17 protein-coding genes are annotated in these 17843 nt (G+C 75.0%); 12 read left to right on the plus strand and 5 right to left on the minus strand.

What is annotated here, in order from left to right; all coding sequences use genetic code 11:
* The first annotated feature begins 20 nt into the window (after window positions 1-20).
* From NBH00_RS12080 to NBH00_RS12125, 10 genes are all read left to right on the plus strand, one after another.
* On the plus strand, window positions 21-1346 hold the full coding sequence (locus tag NBH00_RS12080; protein ID WP_254573569.1) for a cytochrome P450: 1326 nt from the start codon (window positions 21-23) through the stop codon (window positions 1344-1346).
* Window positions 1347-1445: 99 nt separating this feature from the next.
* Window positions 1446-2828, plus strand: coding sequence for a hypothetical protein (locus NBH00_RS12085; protein WP_254573570.1), 1383 nt, complete (start codon window positions 1446-1448; stop codon window positions 2826-2828).
* A gap of 87 nt (window positions 2829-2915) precedes the next feature.
* Window positions 2916-6431 (plus strand): DNA polymerase III subunit alpha, encoded by a 3516-nt coding sequence (locus NBH00_RS12090; RefSeq protein WP_254573571.1) that lies wholly within the window; start codon window positions 2916-2918, stop codon window positions 6429-6431.
* Window positions 6432-6539: 108 nt separating this feature from the next.
* Window positions 6540-7037 (plus strand): c-type cytochrome, encoded by a 498-nt coding sequence (locus NBH00_RS12095; protein WP_254573572.1) that lies wholly within the window; start codon window positions 6540-6542, stop codon window positions 7035-7037.
* 265 nt (window positions 7038-7302) lie between these two features.
* Window positions 7303-8040 carry a hypothetical protein gene (locus NBH00_RS12100; RefSeq protein WP_254573573.1) on the plus strand — a complete coding sequence of 246 codons (738 nt, stop codon included), beginning with the start codon at window positions 7303-7305 and terminating at the stop codon, window positions 8038-8040.
* A gap of 105 nt (window positions 8041-8145) precedes the next feature.
* Entirely contained in the window at window positions 8146-8529 is a 384-nt protein-coding gene (locus tag NBH00_RS12105) for a winged helix-turn-helix transcriptional regulator (RefSeq protein WP_254573574.1), read from the plus strand.
* A 93-nt stretch (window positions 8530-8622) separates the two neighbouring features.
* Entirely contained in the window at window positions 8623-9960 is a 1338-nt protein-coding gene (locus tag NBH00_RS12110; protein WP_254573575.1) for a glutamine synthetase family protein, read from the plus strand.
* 127 nt (window positions 9961-10087) lie between these two features.
* Window positions 10088-10543 (plus strand): hypothetical protein, encoded by a 456-nt coding sequence (locus NBH00_RS12115; RefSeq protein WP_254573576.1) that lies wholly within the window; start codon window positions 10088-10090, stop codon window positions 10541-10543.
* 106 nt (window positions 10544-10649) lie between these two features.
* Complete coding sequence (locus tag NBH00_RS12120; RefSeq protein WP_254573577.1) at window positions 10650-11342, plus strand: DsbA family oxidoreductase; 693 nt, start codon at window positions 10650-10652, stop codon at window positions 11340-11342.
* Between the two features lie 29 nt (window positions 11343-11371).
* A complete protein-coding gene (locus NBH00_RS12125) occupies window positions 11372-12799 on the plus strand; it encodes an RNB domain-containing ribonuclease (RefSeq protein WP_254573578.1) in 1428 nt (475 codons plus the stop codon).
* 68 nt (window positions 12800-12867) lie between these two features.
* On the opposite strand, the gene NBH00_RS12130 is transcribed toward NBH00_RS12125, so the two are convergent.
* The 5 genes from NBH00_RS12130 to NBH00_RS12150 all read right to left on the minus strand — a co-directional run bounded on the left by NBH00_RS12130 (window position 12868) and on the right by NBH00_RS12150 (window position 15671).
* Entirely contained in the window at window positions 12868-13131 is a 264-nt protein-coding gene (locus NBH00_RS12130) for a GlsB/YeaQ/YmgE family stress response membrane protein (RefSeq protein WP_254573579.1), read from the minus strand.
* A gap of 3 nt (window positions 13132-13134) precedes the next feature.
* Window positions 13135-13806 (minus strand): HAD family hydrolase, encoded by a 672-nt coding sequence (locus NBH00_RS12135; RefSeq protein ID WP_254573580.1) that lies wholly within the window; start codon window positions 13804-13806, stop codon window positions 13135-13137.
* Window positions 13803-14732 (minus strand): DUF7064 domain-containing protein, encoded by a 930-nt coding sequence (locus NBH00_RS12140; protein ID WP_254573581.1) that lies wholly within the window; start codon window positions 14730-14732, stop codon window positions 13803-13805. Before NBH00_RS12140 ends, NBH00_RS12135 begins: the two co-directional genes overlap by 4 nt.
* Before the next feature lie 61 nt (window positions 14733-14793).
* A complete protein-coding gene (locus tag NBH00_RS12145; RefSeq protein WP_254573582.1) occupies window positions 14794-15327 on the minus strand; it encodes an FxsA family protein in 534 nt (177 codons plus the stop codon).
* 35 nt (window positions 15328-15362) lie between these two features.
* Window positions 15363-15671, minus strand: a complete 309-nt coding sequence (locus NBH00_RS12150; RefSeq protein ID WP_367401324.1) for an STAS domain-containing protein — start codon at window positions 15669-15671, stop codon at window positions 15363-15365.
* A 162-nt stretch (window positions 15672-15833) separates the two neighbouring features.
* On the opposite strand from NBH00_RS12150, the gene NBH00_RS12155 reads away from it, so the two are divergent.
* Window positions 15834-16130, plus strand: a complete 297-nt coding sequence (locus tag NBH00_RS12155; RefSeq protein WP_254573583.1) for a metal-sulfur cluster assembly factor — start codon at window positions 15834-15836, stop codon at window positions 16128-16130.
* A 16-nt stretch (window positions 16131-16146) separates the two neighbouring features.
* Window positions 16147-17841 carry a S8 family peptidase gene (locus NBH00_RS12160; RefSeq protein ID WP_254573584.1) on the plus strand — a complete coding sequence of 565 codons (1695 nt, stop codon included), beginning with the start codon at window positions 16147-16149 and terminating at the stop codon, window positions 17839-17841.
* Window positions 17842-17843: the final 2 nt, after the last annotated feature.

The following is a 17843-nucleotide window of genomic DNA, read 5'->3' on the forward strand; positions in this document are numbered from 1 at the left end:
TCCGGCACTACGCTCGTCCCATGGTCCTCCCGCCCGGCCCGCGCGGGCCCGCCGCGCTGCTGACCCTCGCCTTCGCGGCCCGCCCGCTGGACACGCTCGTGCGCTGGCACCGGCGCTACGGAGACGTCTTCACGGTGCCGTTCCTCGGCTTCGGGACCGGGGTCTACGTCGCCGACCCGGCCGCGATCCGCGACCTCATGACCGGCGACCAGTCGGACCTGCTCGCCGGGGAGGCGAACTCGTTCCTGACGCCGATCCTCGGCGAGGGGTCGGTCCTCGTCCTCGACGGCCCGGAGCACCTGCGCCAGCGCCGCCTCCTGCTGCCGCCGTTCCAGGGCTCGCGGGTCGCCGGCTTCCGGGCGCTCATCCGCGAGGTCGCCGAGCGCGAGGTCGACACGTGGCGGCCGGGGCAGCGGCTCGTCCTGCGGGCGCGGATGCGGGCGCTGACCTTCGAGATCATCTGCCGCGCGGTCTTCGGCGTGACCGACCCGGTGCGGGTCGAGCGGCTGCGCACGGCCCTCACCGCGGTCCTCGACAGCGCGAGCATCCTGCTCGTGGGCGAGACGCTGCGGCGCGACCTCGGACGCTGGAGCCCCGGCGGCCGCTTCGCCCGCAGGCTCCGCGCGGCGGACGCGCTGCTCTACGCGGAGATCGCCGCCCGCCGCCGGGCCGGTGACCTCGACGAGCGCGAGGACGTGCTCTCACTGCTCCTCCGCGCGCGCGACGAGGAGGGCCGCGGCATGACCGACCGCGAGCTGCGCGACGAGCTCATCACGATGCTCGCCGCCGGGCACGAGACGACCGCGACCGCGCTCGCCTTCGCGCTCGAGCTGCTGCTCCGCACCCCGGGCGAGTACGACCGCCTGCGGTCCGCCGTCGCGGCGGACGGCGGCGACGCGCGGCTCGACGCGGTCGCGCGCGAGACGCTGCGCCTGCGCCCGGTCATCGACGCCGCCGAGCGGACGCTCACCCGGCCGCGGCGCGTCGCGGGCTGGGAGCTGCCCGCCGGCGTGAAGGTCTACCCCGCGATCGTGCTCGTCCAGCGGCGTGCCGACCTGTACCCCGACCCCGAGGCGTTCCGCCCGGAGCGCTTCCTCGAAGGTGGCGTCGAGTCGTACGCGTGGCTCCCGTTCGGTGGCGGCATCCGGCGCTGCGTCGGGGCGGCCCTCGCGCAGGCAGAGCTCACCGAGGTGCTGCGCGTCGTCGTCTCCCGGGCGGAGCTGACGCCGGTGCGCGCCGCCGCCGACCCCGTCGTCCTGCGCGGGATCACGCTCGCGCCGCGGCACGGCGTGCCGGTGACCGTCACCCGGGTCGGGGCGCGCCTGCCCGAGCCGGCGCTCGCCTGAGCGGCCCCGGCAGGTGTAACGCCGGGCGCACGCTTCCCGCACGGAGTCGGTGCAGGTGCGCGGTAGCGCTGTCGCAGGTGCTCGTGTGACGGTGCGCGGGTGCCGCCGCCGCCGCCGTCGCCGCTCCCGCCCTCATCCCCGTCGTCGCCCACCCGCGCCCGTGCCCACGCCCCCACCGGGCGGCGCACGCGTCGCCCGGCCGGCTGCGCCGGCCAGGCGAGCCTGGAGTACGTCGCGGTCGTCGCGGTGGTCGCCGTCGTCCTCGCCGCGGTCAGCACGGTCGTCGCCGGCCCGGCGATCGCGAACGGCGTGGGCGGGGCCTTCCAGCGCGCGCTGTGCGTCGTCACGGGGACGGGGTGCCGGACGCTCACCCCGCCGGTCTGCACCGTGCGCACCGCCGGGACGGACATCAGCGCGAAGGTCAAGGTGACGTTCGTGCGGCTCGGCCGGGCGGCCGGGCTGCTGCGTACCGAGCGCTCGGACGGGACCGTGGACGTGACCCTGCTCGACAAGGTCGACGGCGGCCTCGTCGCGACCGCCGGCGCGTCGGGACGGCTCGAGCTCGGCGGACACGACGTCGGCATCGGCGGGCTCGCGGAGGCCTCGGTCGTCGCCCAGCTCGGTGGCGGCCGGGTGTGGCGGGTGCCCGATCGTGCCGCGGCCGACGCGCTGCAGCGCACGCTCGTGCAGGTCCTCGTCGGCCGCACGGGCAGCTCGCTGCCGCTCGTCGGCCCCGCCCTGTCCCTCGCCCAACGGCTCGCGGGGGTCGGCAGCGGCGTCGACCTGCCGCGCCCGTCGCAGCGGATCGTCTCGGCGAAGATCGGTGGCGGCCTGAAGGTCGAGGGGCCGCTGGGGCTCGCGCTCCACGCTGCCGCGAACGTCACCGTCGGCGGCGGACGGGATCTCGTCGCCGGCGGTGGCACGATCTACCTCGCGGTCGACGCCGCCGGCGGCGCCGCGCTGCTGTCGGGGCTGGCCGGCGTGGAGCTCACGGGGGAGGCACGGCTCGCGGTGACCATCAACCGCCACGGCCGGCCGCTGACGGTGGCGGTGACCGGCACGGGACGGGTCACCGGGCGGTACGCCGGCCGTCCCGGCGGGGCAGAGCGCCCGGAGGTGACCGCTGCGCAGGCCGCCGAGCGCAGCGCGGTCGTCACCGCGACGCTCGACGCGGCGGCGCCCGGGGGCGGCGCCGCGCTCGTGCGGCTGCTCCACGCGCTCGCGCGCCTGCCCGCGGGCGCGGGGGAGGCGACGGCCGCCGCCCGGGCCTTCGGCGCGACGCTCGCCGCCGGTGCCCGCGTCGACGTCGCGACCTACGGCCGGCAGGAGCGGCGGTACGGCGGCGGGGCCGAGGCGGGCCTCGGGGCCGCCGCCGGGCTGGACCTCGAGGTGGTCCGGGCCCGCAGCGTCCTGCTCGACGCCTGGACCCGGCCTCCCGGCGGGGTCTGGGAGCCCCGCCTCGACTGCCTCGCCCGGGTCTGACGTCCGGTGCATCGGCCCGGTGCAGGGACATTCCGGCGGCCGGCCGGCGCGGCGCGACCCGTCCCCCCGGGGTGCGAACATGTGTTCGTGTCGTCGTACGTCGAGCTCCACTGCCACTCGGCCTTCTCGTTCCTCGACGGGGCGTCGCTCCCGGACGAGCTCGTCCTGCGGGCGCTCGAGCAGGGGCACACGGCGATGGCGCTGACCGACCACGACACGCTCTCGGGGTCGATGGAGTTCGCGCAGGCCGCGGGCGCGTACGGGCTGCGGGCGATCCACGGGGCGGAGGTCAGCGTCCGGGCCTCCGGCCGCTCCCCGCTGGAGGTCCCGGGCCACGAGCTCCGCCACCTGACGCTGCTCGTCCGCGACGCCGCCGGCTGGCGGAGCCTCTGCCGCCTGCTCACGCGCGCCCACGCGCACACGCGCGAGACCCCCACCCGCCGCCGGGACCAGCTCGCTCCGTCGGTGACCCTCGAGGACGTCGCCGCCCACGCCGAGGGGCTCGTCGCGCTCAGCGGCTGCGCCCGGCGCGGAATCCATGACGAGCCGTCGCTGCGGCAGCTGCGCGAGGCGTTCGGGCGCGAGCGCCTCCGGGTGGAGCTCCAGCGTCCCTTCGCCCGTGACGACCGGGCCCGCAACCGGCGGCTGGAGGCGTTCGCCCGGGGACTGGAGCTGCCGTGCGTGGCGACCGGCAACGTCCACGCGCACGCGCCGAGCCGGGCGCAGCTGCAGGACGCCTTCGTCGCGGTCCGGGAGCACACGACGCTCGACGCGTCTGAGCCCCTGCGCCGCGGCAACCACACCCACGTCCTCGCGGGTCCGTCGGCGATGGCCGCCCGCTTCGCCGACCACCCCGACGCGGTGGCGGAGACCGCGCGCCTGGCCGCCACCCTGACGTTCGACCTCGGGCAGGACCTCGGGTACCGCTACCCGGGGTCGGACGACGCCGAGGCCGACAAGACGCTCGCGGCGACCTGCCAGGGCCTCTTCGACACGCGCTACCCGCCCGGCGGGCGGGGCCCGGCCGGGGCCGCGGCGCAGGCGCTCCGCGTCCGGGCGGCCGCCCGGCTCGAGCAGGAGCTCGGGCTCATCCGGCAGCTCGGCCTGTCGGGCTTCTTCATCCTCCACCACGACCTGCTCGAGCTCGCGCGTGAGGTGGCGATCGAGGTCCGGGGGCCCGGCACGGTCCGCGCGCTGCTGCCGCCGGGGCGCGGCCGCGGGTCGAGCGTCTCCTCGATCGTCTGCTACCTCACGGGCCTCTCGCACGTGGACCCGGTGGCGAACGAGCTCTTCCTCGGGCGCTTCCTCAACGCCGAGATCACGTCGCTGCCCGACATCGACCTCGACTTCCCGCGGGACGTCCGCGCGACGCTCATCCCCCGCATCCACGAGCGCTACGGCCACGACCACTCGGCGCTCGTCGCGGCCTTCCCGACGTACCGCTCGCGGGGGGCGGTCCGTGAGCTCGGCAAGGCGCTCGGCCTGCCTCCGGGGGAGATCGAGCGGGTCGCGCGCGCGTCGGAGGGCTGGGGCGGCCAGAAGGTCGGCGAGGACGTCGTCGCGGCGCTGGGAGAGGGGCGCCTGGCCGCCGTCCAGGACGCCGCCGAGCCCGCCCAGGCCGGCCGCTGGGACTGGCTCGTGCGGCTCGCGAAGGAGGCGCAGGGCCTGCCCCGTCACCTGAGCCAGCACTCCGGCGGCATGATCGTCGCGACCCGGCCGCTCGTCGACTGCTGTCCCGTCGTGCCGGCGGCGATGGAGGGCCGGCAGATGGTCATGTGGGACAAGGACTCCTGTGCGGACGCGGGCTTCCTGAAGATCGACCTGCTGGGGCTCGGGATGCTCTCGGCGGTCGAGCGCTGCGTGGAGCTCATCGCGGTGACGAGCGGGGAGCGCGTGGACCTCTCGCGGATCCCCTACGACGACAAGCCGACGTACGCCGCGATCCAGCGGGCGGAGACGACCGGCGTCTTCCAGATCGAGAGCCGGGCGCAGATGGCGTCGTTGCTACGGACGCTGCCGGAGTCGCTCGACGACCTCACGATCCAGGTGGCGATCGTCCGGCCCGGGCCGATCCAGGGCGGGGCGGTCAACCCGTACATCGACCGGCGCCAGCGGCTCCGCCACGACCCGTCCTACCGGGTGCCCTACGAGCACCCGTCGCTCGAGCCCGTGCTGAAGGACACGCTCGGCACGATCATCTTCCAGGACCAGGTCATCGCGGTGGCGATGGCCTTCGCCGGGTTCTCGGCCGGGGAGGCGGAGGGCCTGCGGCGCGCGATGAGCCGCAAGCGCTCGGAGGCGGCGATGTACGCCTACCGCGACCGCTTCATCGCGGGGGCGGTGCGGACGCACGGCGTCGCGACCGAGGTGGCCGAACGGGTCTACGCGATGATCGTCGGGTTCTCTGGGTTCGGTTTTCCGAAGGCCCACGGGGCCGCCTTCGGGCTGCTCGCCTACCAGTCGACGTGGCTGCGGGTGCACCACGGGCCGGAGCTCCTCTGCTCGCTGCTCGACGAGCAGCCGATGGGCTTCTACCCGCCCGACGCGCTCGTGCACGAGGCCCAGCGGCGCGGCATCACCGTGCACCCGCCCGACGTGCGCCACAGCGCGGTCGAATGCACGCTCGAACCGGCGCCGGAGGGGTCGGCGTTCGCGAGCGCGGTGCGGCTCGGGCTCGGCTACGTCATCGGCGTCCAGGGGGACGAGGTCGCCGCGATCGTCGCCGCGCGGGAGGCCGGCGGGCCGTTCACCTCGGTGCAGGACCTCGTCGCGCGGGCCGGCTCGGGGCGGGCGGCGCTCGAGCGGCTCGCGTGGTCGGGCGCCTGTGACGCGCTCGTGGCGGACGAGATCCCGGTCCCGGGGCATCGCCGGCGGGCGGTGCTCTGGCGGCTGGGGGCGGCGGCCCCCGGGGTGCGGCTGCAGGCGCGCGGCCCGGGCGGGCAGCGGCTCGAGGACCACGGGACCCAGCTCGCGCTGCCGCTCGCGCCGCCGACGGCGCCCGGCCTGCCCGAGCTCGGCTCCTGGGACGCGATGATCGCCGACTACGCGAGCTCCGGGGTGACGACCGCGACGCACCCGGTCGCGCTGCTGCGGGGCGAGCTCGAGCGGCAGCGGGCGCTCGGGAGCCTCGGGCTGCGGCAGGCCCGCCACGGCCGGACCGTGCGCGTGGGCGGGCTCGTCGTCGCGCGGCAGCGGCCCGGGACGGCGAAGGGCATCGTCTTCATGCTCCTCGAGGACGAGGGCGGGACGATCAACCTCATCCTGCCCCCGGAGGTCTACGAGCACCACCGGCTGCTCGTCCGGACCGAGCCGCTCATCGTGGCCGAGGGGCGGCTCGAGCGGCATCCGGCCGCGGGCGGCCAGGTCAACGTCCTCACCCGGCGCCTGTGGGCGCTCGAGGCTCCGGACCGGCTGCTCGCCGAGGTGAAGGACTTCTCGCCGCTGGACCTGCGGGAGCTCGAGCGGCGCACGGGTGAGTCCGCCGCCGGGGACCAGGCGGCCGCCGCCGCGGACGGACAGGTCGCGGCGGCGGGGGGCTCCGGCGGGGACTTCCGGGCCGTCGCGCCCGCGGTCATGAGCTTCGGAGCCGGGCGACGGCGATGAGGGCACATCGGGCGGCGGTGACGGCCGACATGGAGCGACGGGGATGAGGGCGCATCTGGTCACCCACGGGTTGCCCATGACGCCCCCTGGGCCGGTAGTCTGCCCCGCGTGATCGCAACAGCAGCATTCGTCCTCGGCTTCCTGACCATCGGCCTGACGGTCGTCTTCCTGGCCTTCGGCGGCGGCCCGCGCGGGGCCCGGCGCAACCTGCATCGTCAGAGCCGCGGCGGCAACAAGTTCGCGCTGAGCGTCATGTTCGTCGTCACCATCGCCTTCGGCGTCGGCATCCCGGTCGCCGTCCTCGCGTCGAACCACGACAACCAGTCGAAGAAGGCGCCGGGCGGCGTGAAGCTCACCGCCTCCGAGCAGCACGGGCGCAAGATCTTCGCGAAGAACTGCTCGACCTGTCACACGCTCGCCGCGAGCAACGCGGTCGGCAAGGTCGGCCCCAGCCTCGATCAGATCCGCCCCGTGGCGGCCCTGACCCTCAACGCGATCCAGCTCGGCCGCGCCCGTGGACAGGGCCAGATGCCCGCCGGCCTCGTGGACGGGCAGGATGCGAAGGACGTGGCGGCCTACGTCGCCGCGACAGCCGGGCACGGCTGAGCCGGGCTTCGCCGGCGCGCGGACGCGCCGGGATCGGGTCGAACGGCGCGCGCGGACGCGCCGGAATCGGATCGAACGGCGCGCGCGGACGCGTGGGCACGGGTCGCGAACCCCGCATCTTGCAAGAAACCATGCAGGAAACCGACAGGTGCAGGGAAAACGTCCGCTGGTACGATGCGTGGACGTTCCGACCGGACCCCGGGTTAGTGTCACCAGATCACTTGGGTGGTGTTGATCGACGGGGATGGGACAGCCTCAGACGAGCATGACCGAGATCGCTGACGACAGATCCTGGTGGGCCGACGTGGACCATCTGCGCCCCGGCGCCGACGGCCCCTCCGCTCCGCTCCACGGCGTGCCGAGCGCCGTCGCGGACCACACCAGGGACCGACCCGACCCGGTCGACGAGGCTCCGGCCCGTCACGGCCGCATCACCGGCCGCCCGCTGCCGGCCGACGACCGTGCGCGCACTGATCGCGACCGCGCCGCCCGCGACCCCCGCGACGAGCCGGCCCGGTCCGGCCGCGACCGCGAGGAGCAGGCCCGCGCGGACCGCGCCCGCGCCCGCGACGAGCGTCTCGCGGTCCTGCGCCGCGCGGACGCCGCGGACTTCGCCGCCGCGATGGACCTCGACGGGGCCTTCGGGGCCCCGGCCGCGCGTGCCGAGTCGCGGGAGATCGTGCTCTCGGGGCGCCGCCGCGCCGACAGCGCCCCGACCGCCCGGCGGCTCGGCGACGAGGGTGGCCCGCGCCACGCCGCCCCCCGCCGCGGCTCGCGTCCGGCGTCCGCCGACGCCGAGCGCCCGACCGTCCGCATCAGCGGGCACGGGGGGCCCCAGGCGGAGGTCGCCGAGCGCCGCGCGCTCCGCGAGATCGAGATCCGCCGCCCGCGGTCGGTCTCCGAACCCGCCGAGCATCGCCCCGACCGGGTCGCGATGTACGCGGTGCTGCTCGGGGTCTTCCTCGTGCTCGTCGCCGCCCTGAGCTCCGGCGGCGTCTCCTAGCCGGAACGTCGTGGTGCCGCCGGGCCGCCGGGGGCACCGGAGCACGCGAGCGGCCGCCCGGCCGCCGGGACGGTGCCGCCTGCCGACCTTCTACCCTGGACCGCGATGAGCCGCGACTCACACGCGTCGCCGGACGCCCGGCCGGGGTGCTGCCCCCTCTACCACGAGGCGGTCGAGCTCATCGGCCGTCGCTGGACCGGTGCGATCGTCGCGACGCTGATGGACGCCCACCCGTCCCGCGCGCTGCGCTTCGGCGAGATCGCCCAGGCGGTGCCGCAGCTGTCGGACCGGATGCTCGCCGAGCGCCTGCGGGAGCTCGAGGCGCGCGGGGTCGTCGAGCGGCGGCTCGCCCCGGAGGCGCCGTCCCGCGTCGCGTACGCCCTCACCGACATGGGGGCGGGGCTCGAGCCGGCCGTCGTCGCGCTCAAGGCGTGGGCGCAGCACTGGCTGGACGAGGACCGGGCCCGCGCGGCGACGCGCGCCAACTGACGCGACCCCGCCCGCGTGTACATACGCCCGGGGTCCCGGCTTGGCCGCGGGGCCCTCGCGTGCGTCAGGCCCGCCCAATAGGGTGCGCGCCATATGAGTGACCGCCCCACCAGCGCTGCCGACGTCAAGGCCCTCGTCGACGAGGGCGGCATCCGGTTCATCCGGCTGTGGTTCACCGACATCCTCGGGCAGCTGAAGTCCTTCTCGATCAACGCCGAGGAGCTCGACGACGCCTTCGAGGGCGGGATGGGCTTCGACGGCTCGTCGATCACCGGCTTCAACGCGATCGAGGAGTCGGACATGATCGCCATGCCCGACCCGACGACGTTCCGGATCATCCCGTGGCGGCCGGAGGAGCAGGGGGTCGCCCGGATGTTCTGCGACATCCAGACGCCGGAGGGGACGCCGTACGAGGGCGACCCGCGCCACGTCCTGCGGCGCGCGATCGACCGCATGCACGCGATGGGCTTCGACACCTTCAACGTCGGTCCCGAGCTCGAGTACTTCCTCTTCAAGGACAACAAGGGCACCGAGACGCTCGACGAGGGCGGCTACTTCGACCTCACGACGCTCGACGCCGGCTCGGACGTGCGCCGCGAGACGGTCCTCGCGCTCGAGCAGCAGGGCATCCACGTCGAGTACTCCCACCACGAGGTCGGCCCCTCGCAGCACGAGGTCGACATGCGGTACGCCGACGCCCTGAAGATGGCCGACGACTGCATGACGTACCGGATCACGGTGAAGGAGTACGCCATGAAGTACGGGTGGCACGCGACCTTCATGCCGAAGCCGCTTTTCGGCGAGAACGGCTCGGGCATGCACACCCACATGTCGCTCTTCAAGAACGGGTCCAACGCCTTCTTCGACGCCGACGACACGTACTTCCTCTCCGACATCGGCAAGGCGTTCATCGCCGGCCAGCTCCGCCACGCGCGTGAGCTCTCGTCGATCTTCGCCCAGTGGGTGAACTCCTACAAGCGGCTCGTCCCGGGCTACGAGGCGCCGGTCTACGTCGCCTGGTCGCGCCGCAACCGCTCCGCGCTCGTCCGGGTGCCGCTCTACCACCCCGGCAAGGAGAAGACGACGCGGATGGAGCTCCGCTGCCCCGATCCCGCGTGCAACCCCTACCTGACCTTCGCGGCGCTGCTGCAGGCCGGGCTGGAGGGCATCGAGAAGGGCTACGAGCTGCCCGAGCCGATGGAGAAGAACCTCTACCACCTCGCCCCGGACGACCGGAAGCGCCTCGGCATCGAGCAGCTCCCGGAGACCCTCGGCGAGGCGATCGAGCTGACGGCCGAGTCCGAGCTCGTGCTGCGGACGCTCGGGGAGCACATGTTCAACCGGTACGTCGAGATCAAGCGCCAGGAGTGGGAGGACTACCGCGTGCAGGTCACGCAGTGGGAGCTCGACCGCTACCTGCCGGTCCTCTAGCCGCGCGCTTTTCCCGGTGTTTGCGGGGAGACCGGCGCGGCCTCCCCGCGACGATCCCGCAAACAGCGGGAATCGCCCGCCAGCACGCCGATTTTGCCGTCCGACGGTGCCCGTACCTTCCCGGTTCGTGCCCCTCTGTTTCATCGAACCCGCCGACGCCATCCGCGTCATCGCCGACTCCGTCGGCCGCGAGGCCCGTCGCCAGCTCCTCGGCGAGCTCGTGCGGGCCTGGGTCGACGAGATCCCCGAGCGCGAGCTCGACGGTCACTACGCGAAGGCCGTCGCCGACCTCGACGAGCACGACCTCTCGATGCTCGCCGCCTGGCACGCCTCGCTCGAGGTGGGCCAGCCGATCGCCAACCGCGAGTTCCTCGTCAACGTCTTCCCGACCCTCGGGGAGAACCGGCGCGAGGCGCTGAAGATCGCCGCCGGCTTCCGCGGCGAGGAGGCGTTCGACGCGGGCATCGCCGAGGACCAGGCGCTCGACACCGTGCTGCCGCGCCTCTCGCGCGACCGGGCCATGGAGCTCGCGGAGGAGTGCATCGAGCTCTACCTGTGGGACCGGCTCGGCTCCGACAACTAGGCATCCTCGCCTGAAGGCTCGGATGCCCTTGAGCGAGTTGCTCGGCTGCGCCTCACAACGTCGCGGCCTCGTAGGGACGCGGGACTTCACCGCTAGCCTGGGCGGCATGAACGTCGAGATCTGGTCGGACATCGCCTGCCCCTGGTGCTACGTCGGCAAGCGCCGCTTCGAGGCCGCCCTCGAGCGGTTCGAGCACAGGGATGCGGTGACCGTCACCTGGCGGAGCTTCGAGCTCGACCCGAACGCCCCGGCGGAGCGCACCGGCGACTACGCGGCGATGCTGGCGCGCAAGTACGGCATGACGCCGGAGGAGGGCCAGGCCAAGCTCGACGAGATGACGGCGATGGCCGCCGGCGACGGCCTGGATTTCCACTTCGAGCGTCTGCGCAGCGGCAACACCTTCGACGGGCACCGCCTCCTGCACCTCTCAGCCGAGCACGGCCTCCAGGACGCGATGAAGGAGCGGCTGATGCGCGCCTACCTCACCGAGGGCGAGCTCATGTCCGACCACGAGACGCTCGTGCGCCTCGGGACCGACGCGGGCCTCGACTCGGGCGAGGTCCGCGCGATGCTCGCCTCCGACCGGTTCGCGGCGGACGTCCGCGCGGACGAGGAGACGGCGTACGGCTTCGGCGTGCAGGGCGTCCCGTTCTTCGTCGTCGACCGCGCCATGGGCGCGTCCGGCGCCCACCCGCCCGAGCAGCTGCTCGAGCTCCTGCGCCGCGGCTGGGCCGCCCGCGCACCGGAGCCGATCACCGTCGTCGCCGACGGCGACAGCTGCGGCGTCGACGGCTGCTGACCGGCCGCCGCCGCGCATAGGCTGCGGCGATGCCGCCGCGCGTCGTCCACGTCACCCCGCCCGACGCGATCGCCGACGGCGTGGAGGCGATCCGCGTCGAGCTCGAGCTGCCCGCCGCCTTCCCGCCGGACGCGCTCGCCGAGGCCGACCGCGTCGCGGCGGCCGCCGCGCCCCCGGCGCCGGCGCCCCCGGGCGCGCCGGCGCCCGCGACCGCCCACCCGTCCCTCGACCTCCCGTTCGCGACGATCGACGCGCCGGGCTCGATGGACCTCGACCAGGCGATGCACCTCGCCCGGCGGCCGGGCGGCGGCTACCGCGTGAGCTACACCATCGCGGACGTCGGGGCCTTCGTCGCTCCCGGCGACGCCATCGACCGCGAGGCCCACGCGCGCGCCGTCACGACGTACCTCCCCGACCGCCGCATCCCGCTGCATCCGCCGGCGCTCTCGGAGGGCGGGGCGAGCCTGCTGCCCGGCGTCGACCGCCCGGCGTTCGTCTGGCAGCTCGACCTCGACGCGGACGGCGCGCTCGTCGCGACCGAGCTGCGCCGCGCCACCGTCCGCTCGGCCGCGCGCCTGGACTACGACTCGGTGGACGGCGAGCTCCGCACCCTCCTGCAGGAGATCGGCGAGCGGCGCATCGCGATCGAGCAGGCGCGCGGCGGCGTCTCGCTCCGGGTGCCCGAGCAGGAGGTCACCCGCACGGGCGGCGGCTGGTCGATCGCCTACCGCGCCGCCCGGCCCACCGAGGACTGGAACGCGCAGATCTCGCTGCTCACCGGCATCGCGGCGGCCGACCTCATGGTCCGCGCGGGCGTCGGGCTGCTGCGCACCCAGCCCGCCCCCGACGAGAAGGCCCTCCGCCGCCTGCGCGCCGCCTCCGTCGCCCTCGGCGCGCCGTGGCCCGACGGCGTGTCCTACCCGGAGTGGATCCGCACGCTCGACCCGGCCGTGCCCGCCCCCGCGGCGCTCCTGCACCAGGCGGCCGGGGCCGGCCGCGGCGCCGGCTACACGGCGTTCGACGGGCAGGCGCCGGACGCCGCGGACGCGCTGCACTTCGCCATCGCCGCGCCGTACGCCCACGTGACGGCACCGCTGCGCCGGCTGGCCGACCGCTACGTCCTCGAGCTCTGCGCCGCGCTGGCGGCGGGGGCGGACCCGCCGCCCGACGTGCGCCCCGCGCTGCCGGTGCTCCCGGGCGAGATGGCGACCGGCACCCAGCGCGCGAACAGGGCCGAGCGCGCCGCGATCGACCTCGTCGAGACCGTCCTGCTGGCGGACCGCGTCGGTGAGCGCTTCCCCGCCGTCGCGATCGACGACGACCTCGTCCAGCTCACCGCACCGGCGGTCCGCACCCGCATCCCCGGGGCGCAGCTCACCGCCGGCACGGCGGTCGAGCTCACGCTCGAGGCCGCCGACGTCGCGACCCGCACGCTGACCTTCGCGGTGGCCGCCTGACCCGGCCGCCGGCCACGCGACGCCGGCCGCCCGCCGGTCGCGCCGCCGCGGTGCGGGCCGCGGTCGCCTCAGCGGATGCCGGGGTCGGTCAGGCCGCCGCCACGGCGGCGCCGCACGACGTAGAGGATGAGCGACGAGCAGGCGATGCTCACGGGGAGCCCGGCCCCGTAGCTGCTGCCGGCGATGAGCAGGACGACGAGCGCGCCGATGAGCGACCCGGCGATGCCGAGGCCCATCGTCGCCCAGATGCTCATCGGGTCGCGGCCGGGCAGCGAGAGCCGCGCGAGGCCGCCGATGACGAGGCCGGAGAGGGCCATGGCGATGAGGTACATCGCTCACGCACCCCCGGTCAGCGGCGGGGCCCCGCGCTCGGCGAGGACGCGGCGCAGCTCGGCGATGGCGTCCTCGGTCTCCTGGAACCACACGACGGTCATGCCGAGCGCCGCGGCCGCCTCGCAGTTGTGCGCGAAGTCGTCGACGAAGACGCACTCGTGCGGCGTGACGCCGAGCCGCTCGCACGTGAGCTCGTAGATCCGCGGGTCGGGCTTGCGCATCCCCACGAAGGCCGAGTCGACGACGTCGTCGAACAGCTCGTCGACGGGCACGGTGGGCCGCCACCGCGGGCCCCACTCGACGACGTTGTTCGTCAGCAGGCCCATCCGGTACCCCGCCGCCCGCACGGCGACGAGCTCGTCGATCATCGGCGTGTTGGGGGAGAGGCCCTCGAAGTAGTGCTCGGAGAAGCGCGAGAGATCGACCGTGCGGCCGAGGTCGGCGGAGAGCTGCGCCCCGAGCAGGGCGAGGAACTCGACCTCGGCGATGCGGCCGCACTCGAGCTCGAAGAGGAGGTTCTTGCCGACCTGCTCGCCCGCCCGGGCCATCGCGGCGCCGAGCGCCTCGGGCTCGAGGTCGTGCCGCTCGTTGATCTGCACGAACGCATCGGCGAGCGGCGTGGTGAGGACGCCGCCGTAGTCGCTGACGACCGTCGTGATCGCGATGTCGCTCATGCGAGGTCCTCCACCCGGCGCAGGATGTCGTAGCGACCGACACCCTCCCGGCCGTCCAGCTGCCAGCGGAAGAACGCGCAGTCCAGACGCAGGCGCCCGAGGTCGAGCGACGTCCCGCAGATGACGTCCCCGGCGCCGCGGTGCGGGTAGCCCTCCTCGGTCTCGTAGATCTCAAGGCCGGCCCGGCGCTGTCGCCCCTCGCCGTCGTACGTCGTCGACAGGCGCGCCTCGTCCGGCGCGATCGCGACCGCGAGGCCCGGCGCGTCGTCGGCCGGCGCCGCGAAGATCGCCGCGGCCACCGCCTCGTCGGCGTGGCTCTTCGCCTTCACCGGCCGGACGCTCGTCAGCGCGACGCCCAGGTCCTCGCCGGCCCAGGCGCTGACCGTGCGGGCGAGCGTGAGCCTGTCCCAGTCGGGCGCGCCCCACGAGTGCCCGCGCTGGCCGAGGCAGTCGATGGCGCGGGTCCCGCCGCGCACCTGCGCGGTCCCGGTGACGCGGCAGAGCTGCTCGTAGCCCTCCATGCCGCCGTGCTTCGCCGCGGCGCTGCCCGGCTCGACCTCGCCGGGCTCGCTCAGGGCGGTGTAGGTCAGCGCGAAGCCGACGGTGCCGTCCTCGCCCGTGAAGGACAGCGTCCACTCGCGCAGGGGCGTGACCGTCGTCGTACGGACCCCGGCGGCGTCAACCGCGTCGAAGGACGGCTCCGCGACCGGGAGGCCGCCGGCCGCGCGGACCGCCACGGGCTCGCGGCCGGTGAAGACGATGGCCAGGCCGCTGCCCTGCGGCTCGCCGTCGGGCCCGGTGGACAGCCCGACCCGCGCGACGCCGTAGACGTCGGCCGCCGGGTCGCCGAACGCGAACGTGACCGCGTCGCTGAACGCGGCGGACGAGGACGGCTGCGGCTGCTCGTGCGCGCTGGTGATCGCCATAGGGGCCATTCTCGCCGGTCGGCGCCGCCGGTTGCGTCGCGGTGCCGCCGGGCGGGCGTTCCTACCGGCGGTTCGGCGGGAGCTCGCGGGGGTCGACCTCGACGGCGGTGCCCTCGACGTCGGCGTCCCCCCGGGGGGCGCGACGCGGACCGCCGGAGGGCCGGCCGAAGGGGTCGCCGCCGGACGCGCCGCCGCCGAACGGCCCGCCACCGCCGAACGGACCCAGGCGGACGAAGCCGAGCCCGGCGCTGAAGCGGCGCATGAGCGCGCGACGGGCCATCACGCGGGTCGGCGGCGCGAGCAGCGCGAACCCGAAGAGGTCACTGATGAAGCCCGGCGTCATGAGGAAGGCGCCGCCGAAGATGACGAGCGCGCCGTCGACCGTCTCCTTCGCGGGGACGCGGCCCTCCGACATGGCGGCCGTGAAGCGCATCCAGGCGCGGCGGCCCTGCGACCGCATAAGCCAGCCGCCGAGGATCGAGTCGCCGATGAGCAGCGCGATCGTCCAGAGGACGCCGATCGACTCGCCGACCTTGATGATCACGTACAGCTCGACGATCGGGACGACGATGAGGGCGAGCAGGAGGAAGGGCATCGCGCCCTCCAGGGTAGGGGGTCGGCGGCCCGGGCTCAGGCGGGGAGCGGCGCGATCGTCACCCCGGCGAGCCGGTCGAGGCCGACGATCTCGATGAGCCTGCGGATCTGCGGCTGCGCGTCCTGCAGGTACAGGCGCCGCCCGGCCTTCCGCAGCCGCCGCGCGACCATCGCGAGGTCGACCATGAGCGAGGCGTCGGCGAACACGAGCTCGCTGAGGTCGACGCGCACGTCCACGGTGGACGCGAGCGAGCGGGACAGCGCACGGCGGCGTCGTGCCTGGGTCGTGCGGTCCTCGTCGCCCTTACAGATCAGTAATCCGGTCTGTTCGCTGAACGAGACGATGACGCGACCCTACCCACCGGGCACGGTGTGCGCAATCTCACATGGACACCATGTCAAGTTGGCGCGTTCGAGCGAGGTGTCCAAGCTGCGTCGCGCTGTCGCGGGACGCTTCGCCGCCCCGGAGGCTGCGCTGCCGGGAAGGGGTGTCTCTACACTGCCTCCATGGTCACCGTCGACGACGTCGAAGCCGCACTGAGCAACGTGATCGACCCGGAGCTGGGTCTCGATTTCGTCGAGCTCGGCCTCATCTACGGGATCGACATCGGAGGGGGGAACGTGCACGTGCAGTTCTCGCTCACCTCGCCCGGCTGCCCGATCGGCCCGCAGGTCACCGAGCAGATCGAGGAGTTCGTCAGCGAGCTCGACGGGGTCGAGTCCGTCTCGGTGGAGATGACGTTCATGCCGCCGTGGACGCCCGACCGCATGAGCGAAGACGCGAAGTTCGCCCTCGGGTACTAGCGCCGCAGCTCGCTTCGTGCGCGCCCGGGGCCCCGCGCGGGGCCGCCACGCCCCTGCCGTCCTCACCGCCCTGGCCCTGGCGCTCACCGGGCCCGCCGCCGCGACGGCGTCCGCCGCCCCCGACCCGCCGACGGGCCGCCTGCTCGTCACGCTGAAGGCCTCCGCGCCCGGCGTCATCGCCCATGCGGCGAGCGCCGGTCTCCGGGCCACCGGGGCCCGCGTGGCCGGCCCCGTCGACCCGCGCCTGCGCCTGCTCACGGTCCGCCCGGCCGCCGGCGCCGCCCCCCGCGCGACGGCCGCCGCGCTGCGCGCGCTGCCGGGCGTGCAGTCCGTCGAGGTCGAGCACCGCGCCCAGCTGCGCGTCGTGCCGGACGACCCGGCCTTCACGACCCCGGAGACGGCCCCGGGGACCCCGCCCGGCACCGTCGTCGAGTGGTGGGCGGCCGCCGAGGACCTGCCGCAGCTGTGGGACCTGGTGCCGAACAGCGAGGGCGCGACCGTCGCCGTCATCGACACCGGGGCGGACGCGAGCCACCCGGAGCTCGCGTCGCGGATCCACGCGCTCGTCGACAAGGACACGACGGCCGGGGCGCCCGGCCCGGGGACCGACCAGGTCGGGCACGGGACGCACGTCGCGTCCCTCGCCTGCGCGGACGCGGGCAACGGCGTCGGGCTGGCGGGCGCAGGGCACGACTGCGGGCTCATCATCGTGAAGAGCGACCTCTCGGACTCGAGCATCGCCGAGTCGATCATGGCCGCCGTCGACGCCGGCGCCGACGCGATCAACATGAGCTTCGGCACCGACGGCAGCCGTCCCGCCGCCTCGGCGATCGTCCACGCGGTCGACTACGCCGTGAGCAAGGGCGTCGTGCTCGTCGCCGCGGCCGCCGACGATCCCGTCCAGGAGCAGGGGGACCCGTCGAACGTCCTGCAGCCGACCGGCTCCGGGTCGGACATGACCCAGGGCCTGGGCCTCTCGGTCACCTCGGCGAACCACGCGGGCTCCCGGTCGCCGTTCGCCGGCTTCGGCAGCCAGATCTCGCTCGCCGCCTACGGCTCGTTCGACCAGAGCGCCGGACCCCGCGGCATCTTCGGCGCGTTCCCGGCGAACTCGACCGAGCTCGAGCGGCCGACGATCTTCGGAGCCGGGTGCAACTGCCGCACGACGTTCGGCGGCGACGCGCGGTACGCCTACATCCAGGGGACGTCGATGGCCGCCCCGATGGTCACCGCGGTCGCCGCGGACCTTCGTCACCTGAATCCGGACCTGAGCGCGACCGACATCGTGCGGATCCTCAAGCAGACCGCCCGCCGTCCGGCCGGCACCGGGTGGACCCCCGACCTCGGGTGGGGCATCCTCGACGGCGGGGCGGCCGCCGCGCTCACGCGCGTCGCCGATCGCCGTCCGCCGTCCACCCGGCTCACCGCGAGCGCGAAGGTCGTGCGCGGCCGGTGGGTCACCCTGCGCGTCCGCAGCCGCGACACGGCGCCGGCGTACTGCGTCGCCTCGGGCGTGAGGAAGGTGGAGATCTGGCGCGCGTCGAACGGCGGGAAGGCCCACCGCATCGCCACGACCACGAAGGCCGCGTACCGGGTCCGCGTCCGCCGTGGCTCGCGCTACCGCTTCTGGTCGATCGGCGTCGACCGCGCCGGCAACCGCGAGAGCACCCCGCTGCACGCCGACACGGTCGTCACGGCGACCGTCCACTGACG

The sequence above is a fragment of the Paraconexibacter antarcticus genome (assembly GCF_024220175.1).
GTDB classification, from domain to species: Bacteria; Actinomycetota; Thermoleophilia; order Solirubrobacterales; family Solirubrobacteraceae; genus Paraconexibacter; species Paraconexibacter antarcticus.

What these genes read in the sequence shown, in the direction of transcription:
- NBH00_RS12105 (WP_254573574.1), top strand. Translation starts at nt 8,146, where the DNA reads ATGAGCCGCGACTCACACGCGTCGCCGGACGCCCGGCCGGGGTGCTGC.
- NBH00_RS12130 (WP_254573579.1), bottom strand. Translation starts at nt 13,131, where the DNA reads ATGTACCTCATCGCCATGGCCCTCTCCGGCCTCGTCATCGGCGGCCTC.
- NBH00_RS12100 (WP_254573573.1), top strand. Translation starts at nt 7,303, where the DNA reads ATGACCGAGATCGCTGACGACAGATCCTGGTGGGCCGACGTGGACCAT.
- NBH00_RS12155 (WP_254573583.1), top strand. Translation starts at nt 15,834, where the DNA reads ATGGTCACCGTCGACGACGTCGAAGCCGCACTGAGCAACGTGATCGAC.
- NBH00_RS12125 (WP_254573578.1), top strand. Translation starts at nt 11,372, where the DNA reads ATGCCGCCGCGCGTCGTCCACGTCACCCCGCCCGACGCGATCGCCGAC.
- NBH00_RS12080 (WP_254573569.1), top strand. Translation starts at nt 21, where the DNA reads ATGGTCCTCCCGCCCGGCCCGCGCGGGCCCGCCGCGCTGCTGACCCTC.
- NBH00_RS12140 (WP_254573581.1), bottom strand. Translation starts at nt 14,732, where the DNA reads ATGGCGATCACCAGCGCGCACGAGCAGCCGCAGCCGTCCTCGTCCGCC.
- NBH00_RS12145 (WP_254573582.1), bottom strand. Translation starts at nt 15,327, where the DNA reads ATGCCCTTCCTCCTGCTCGCCCTCATCGTCGTCCCGATCGTCGAGCTG.
- NBH00_RS12120 (WP_254573577.1), top strand. Translation starts at nt 10,650, where the DNA reads ATGAACGTCGAGATCTGGTCGGACATCGCCTGCCCCTGGTGCTACGTC.
- NBH00_RS12135 (WP_254573580.1), bottom strand. Translation starts at nt 13,806, where the DNA reads ATGAGCGACATCGCGATCACGACGGTCGTCAGCGACTACGGCGGCGTC.
- NBH00_RS12110 (WP_254573575.1), top strand. Translation starts at nt 8,623, where the DNA reads ATGAGTGACCGCCCCACCAGCGCTGCCGACGTCAAGGCCCTCGTCGAC.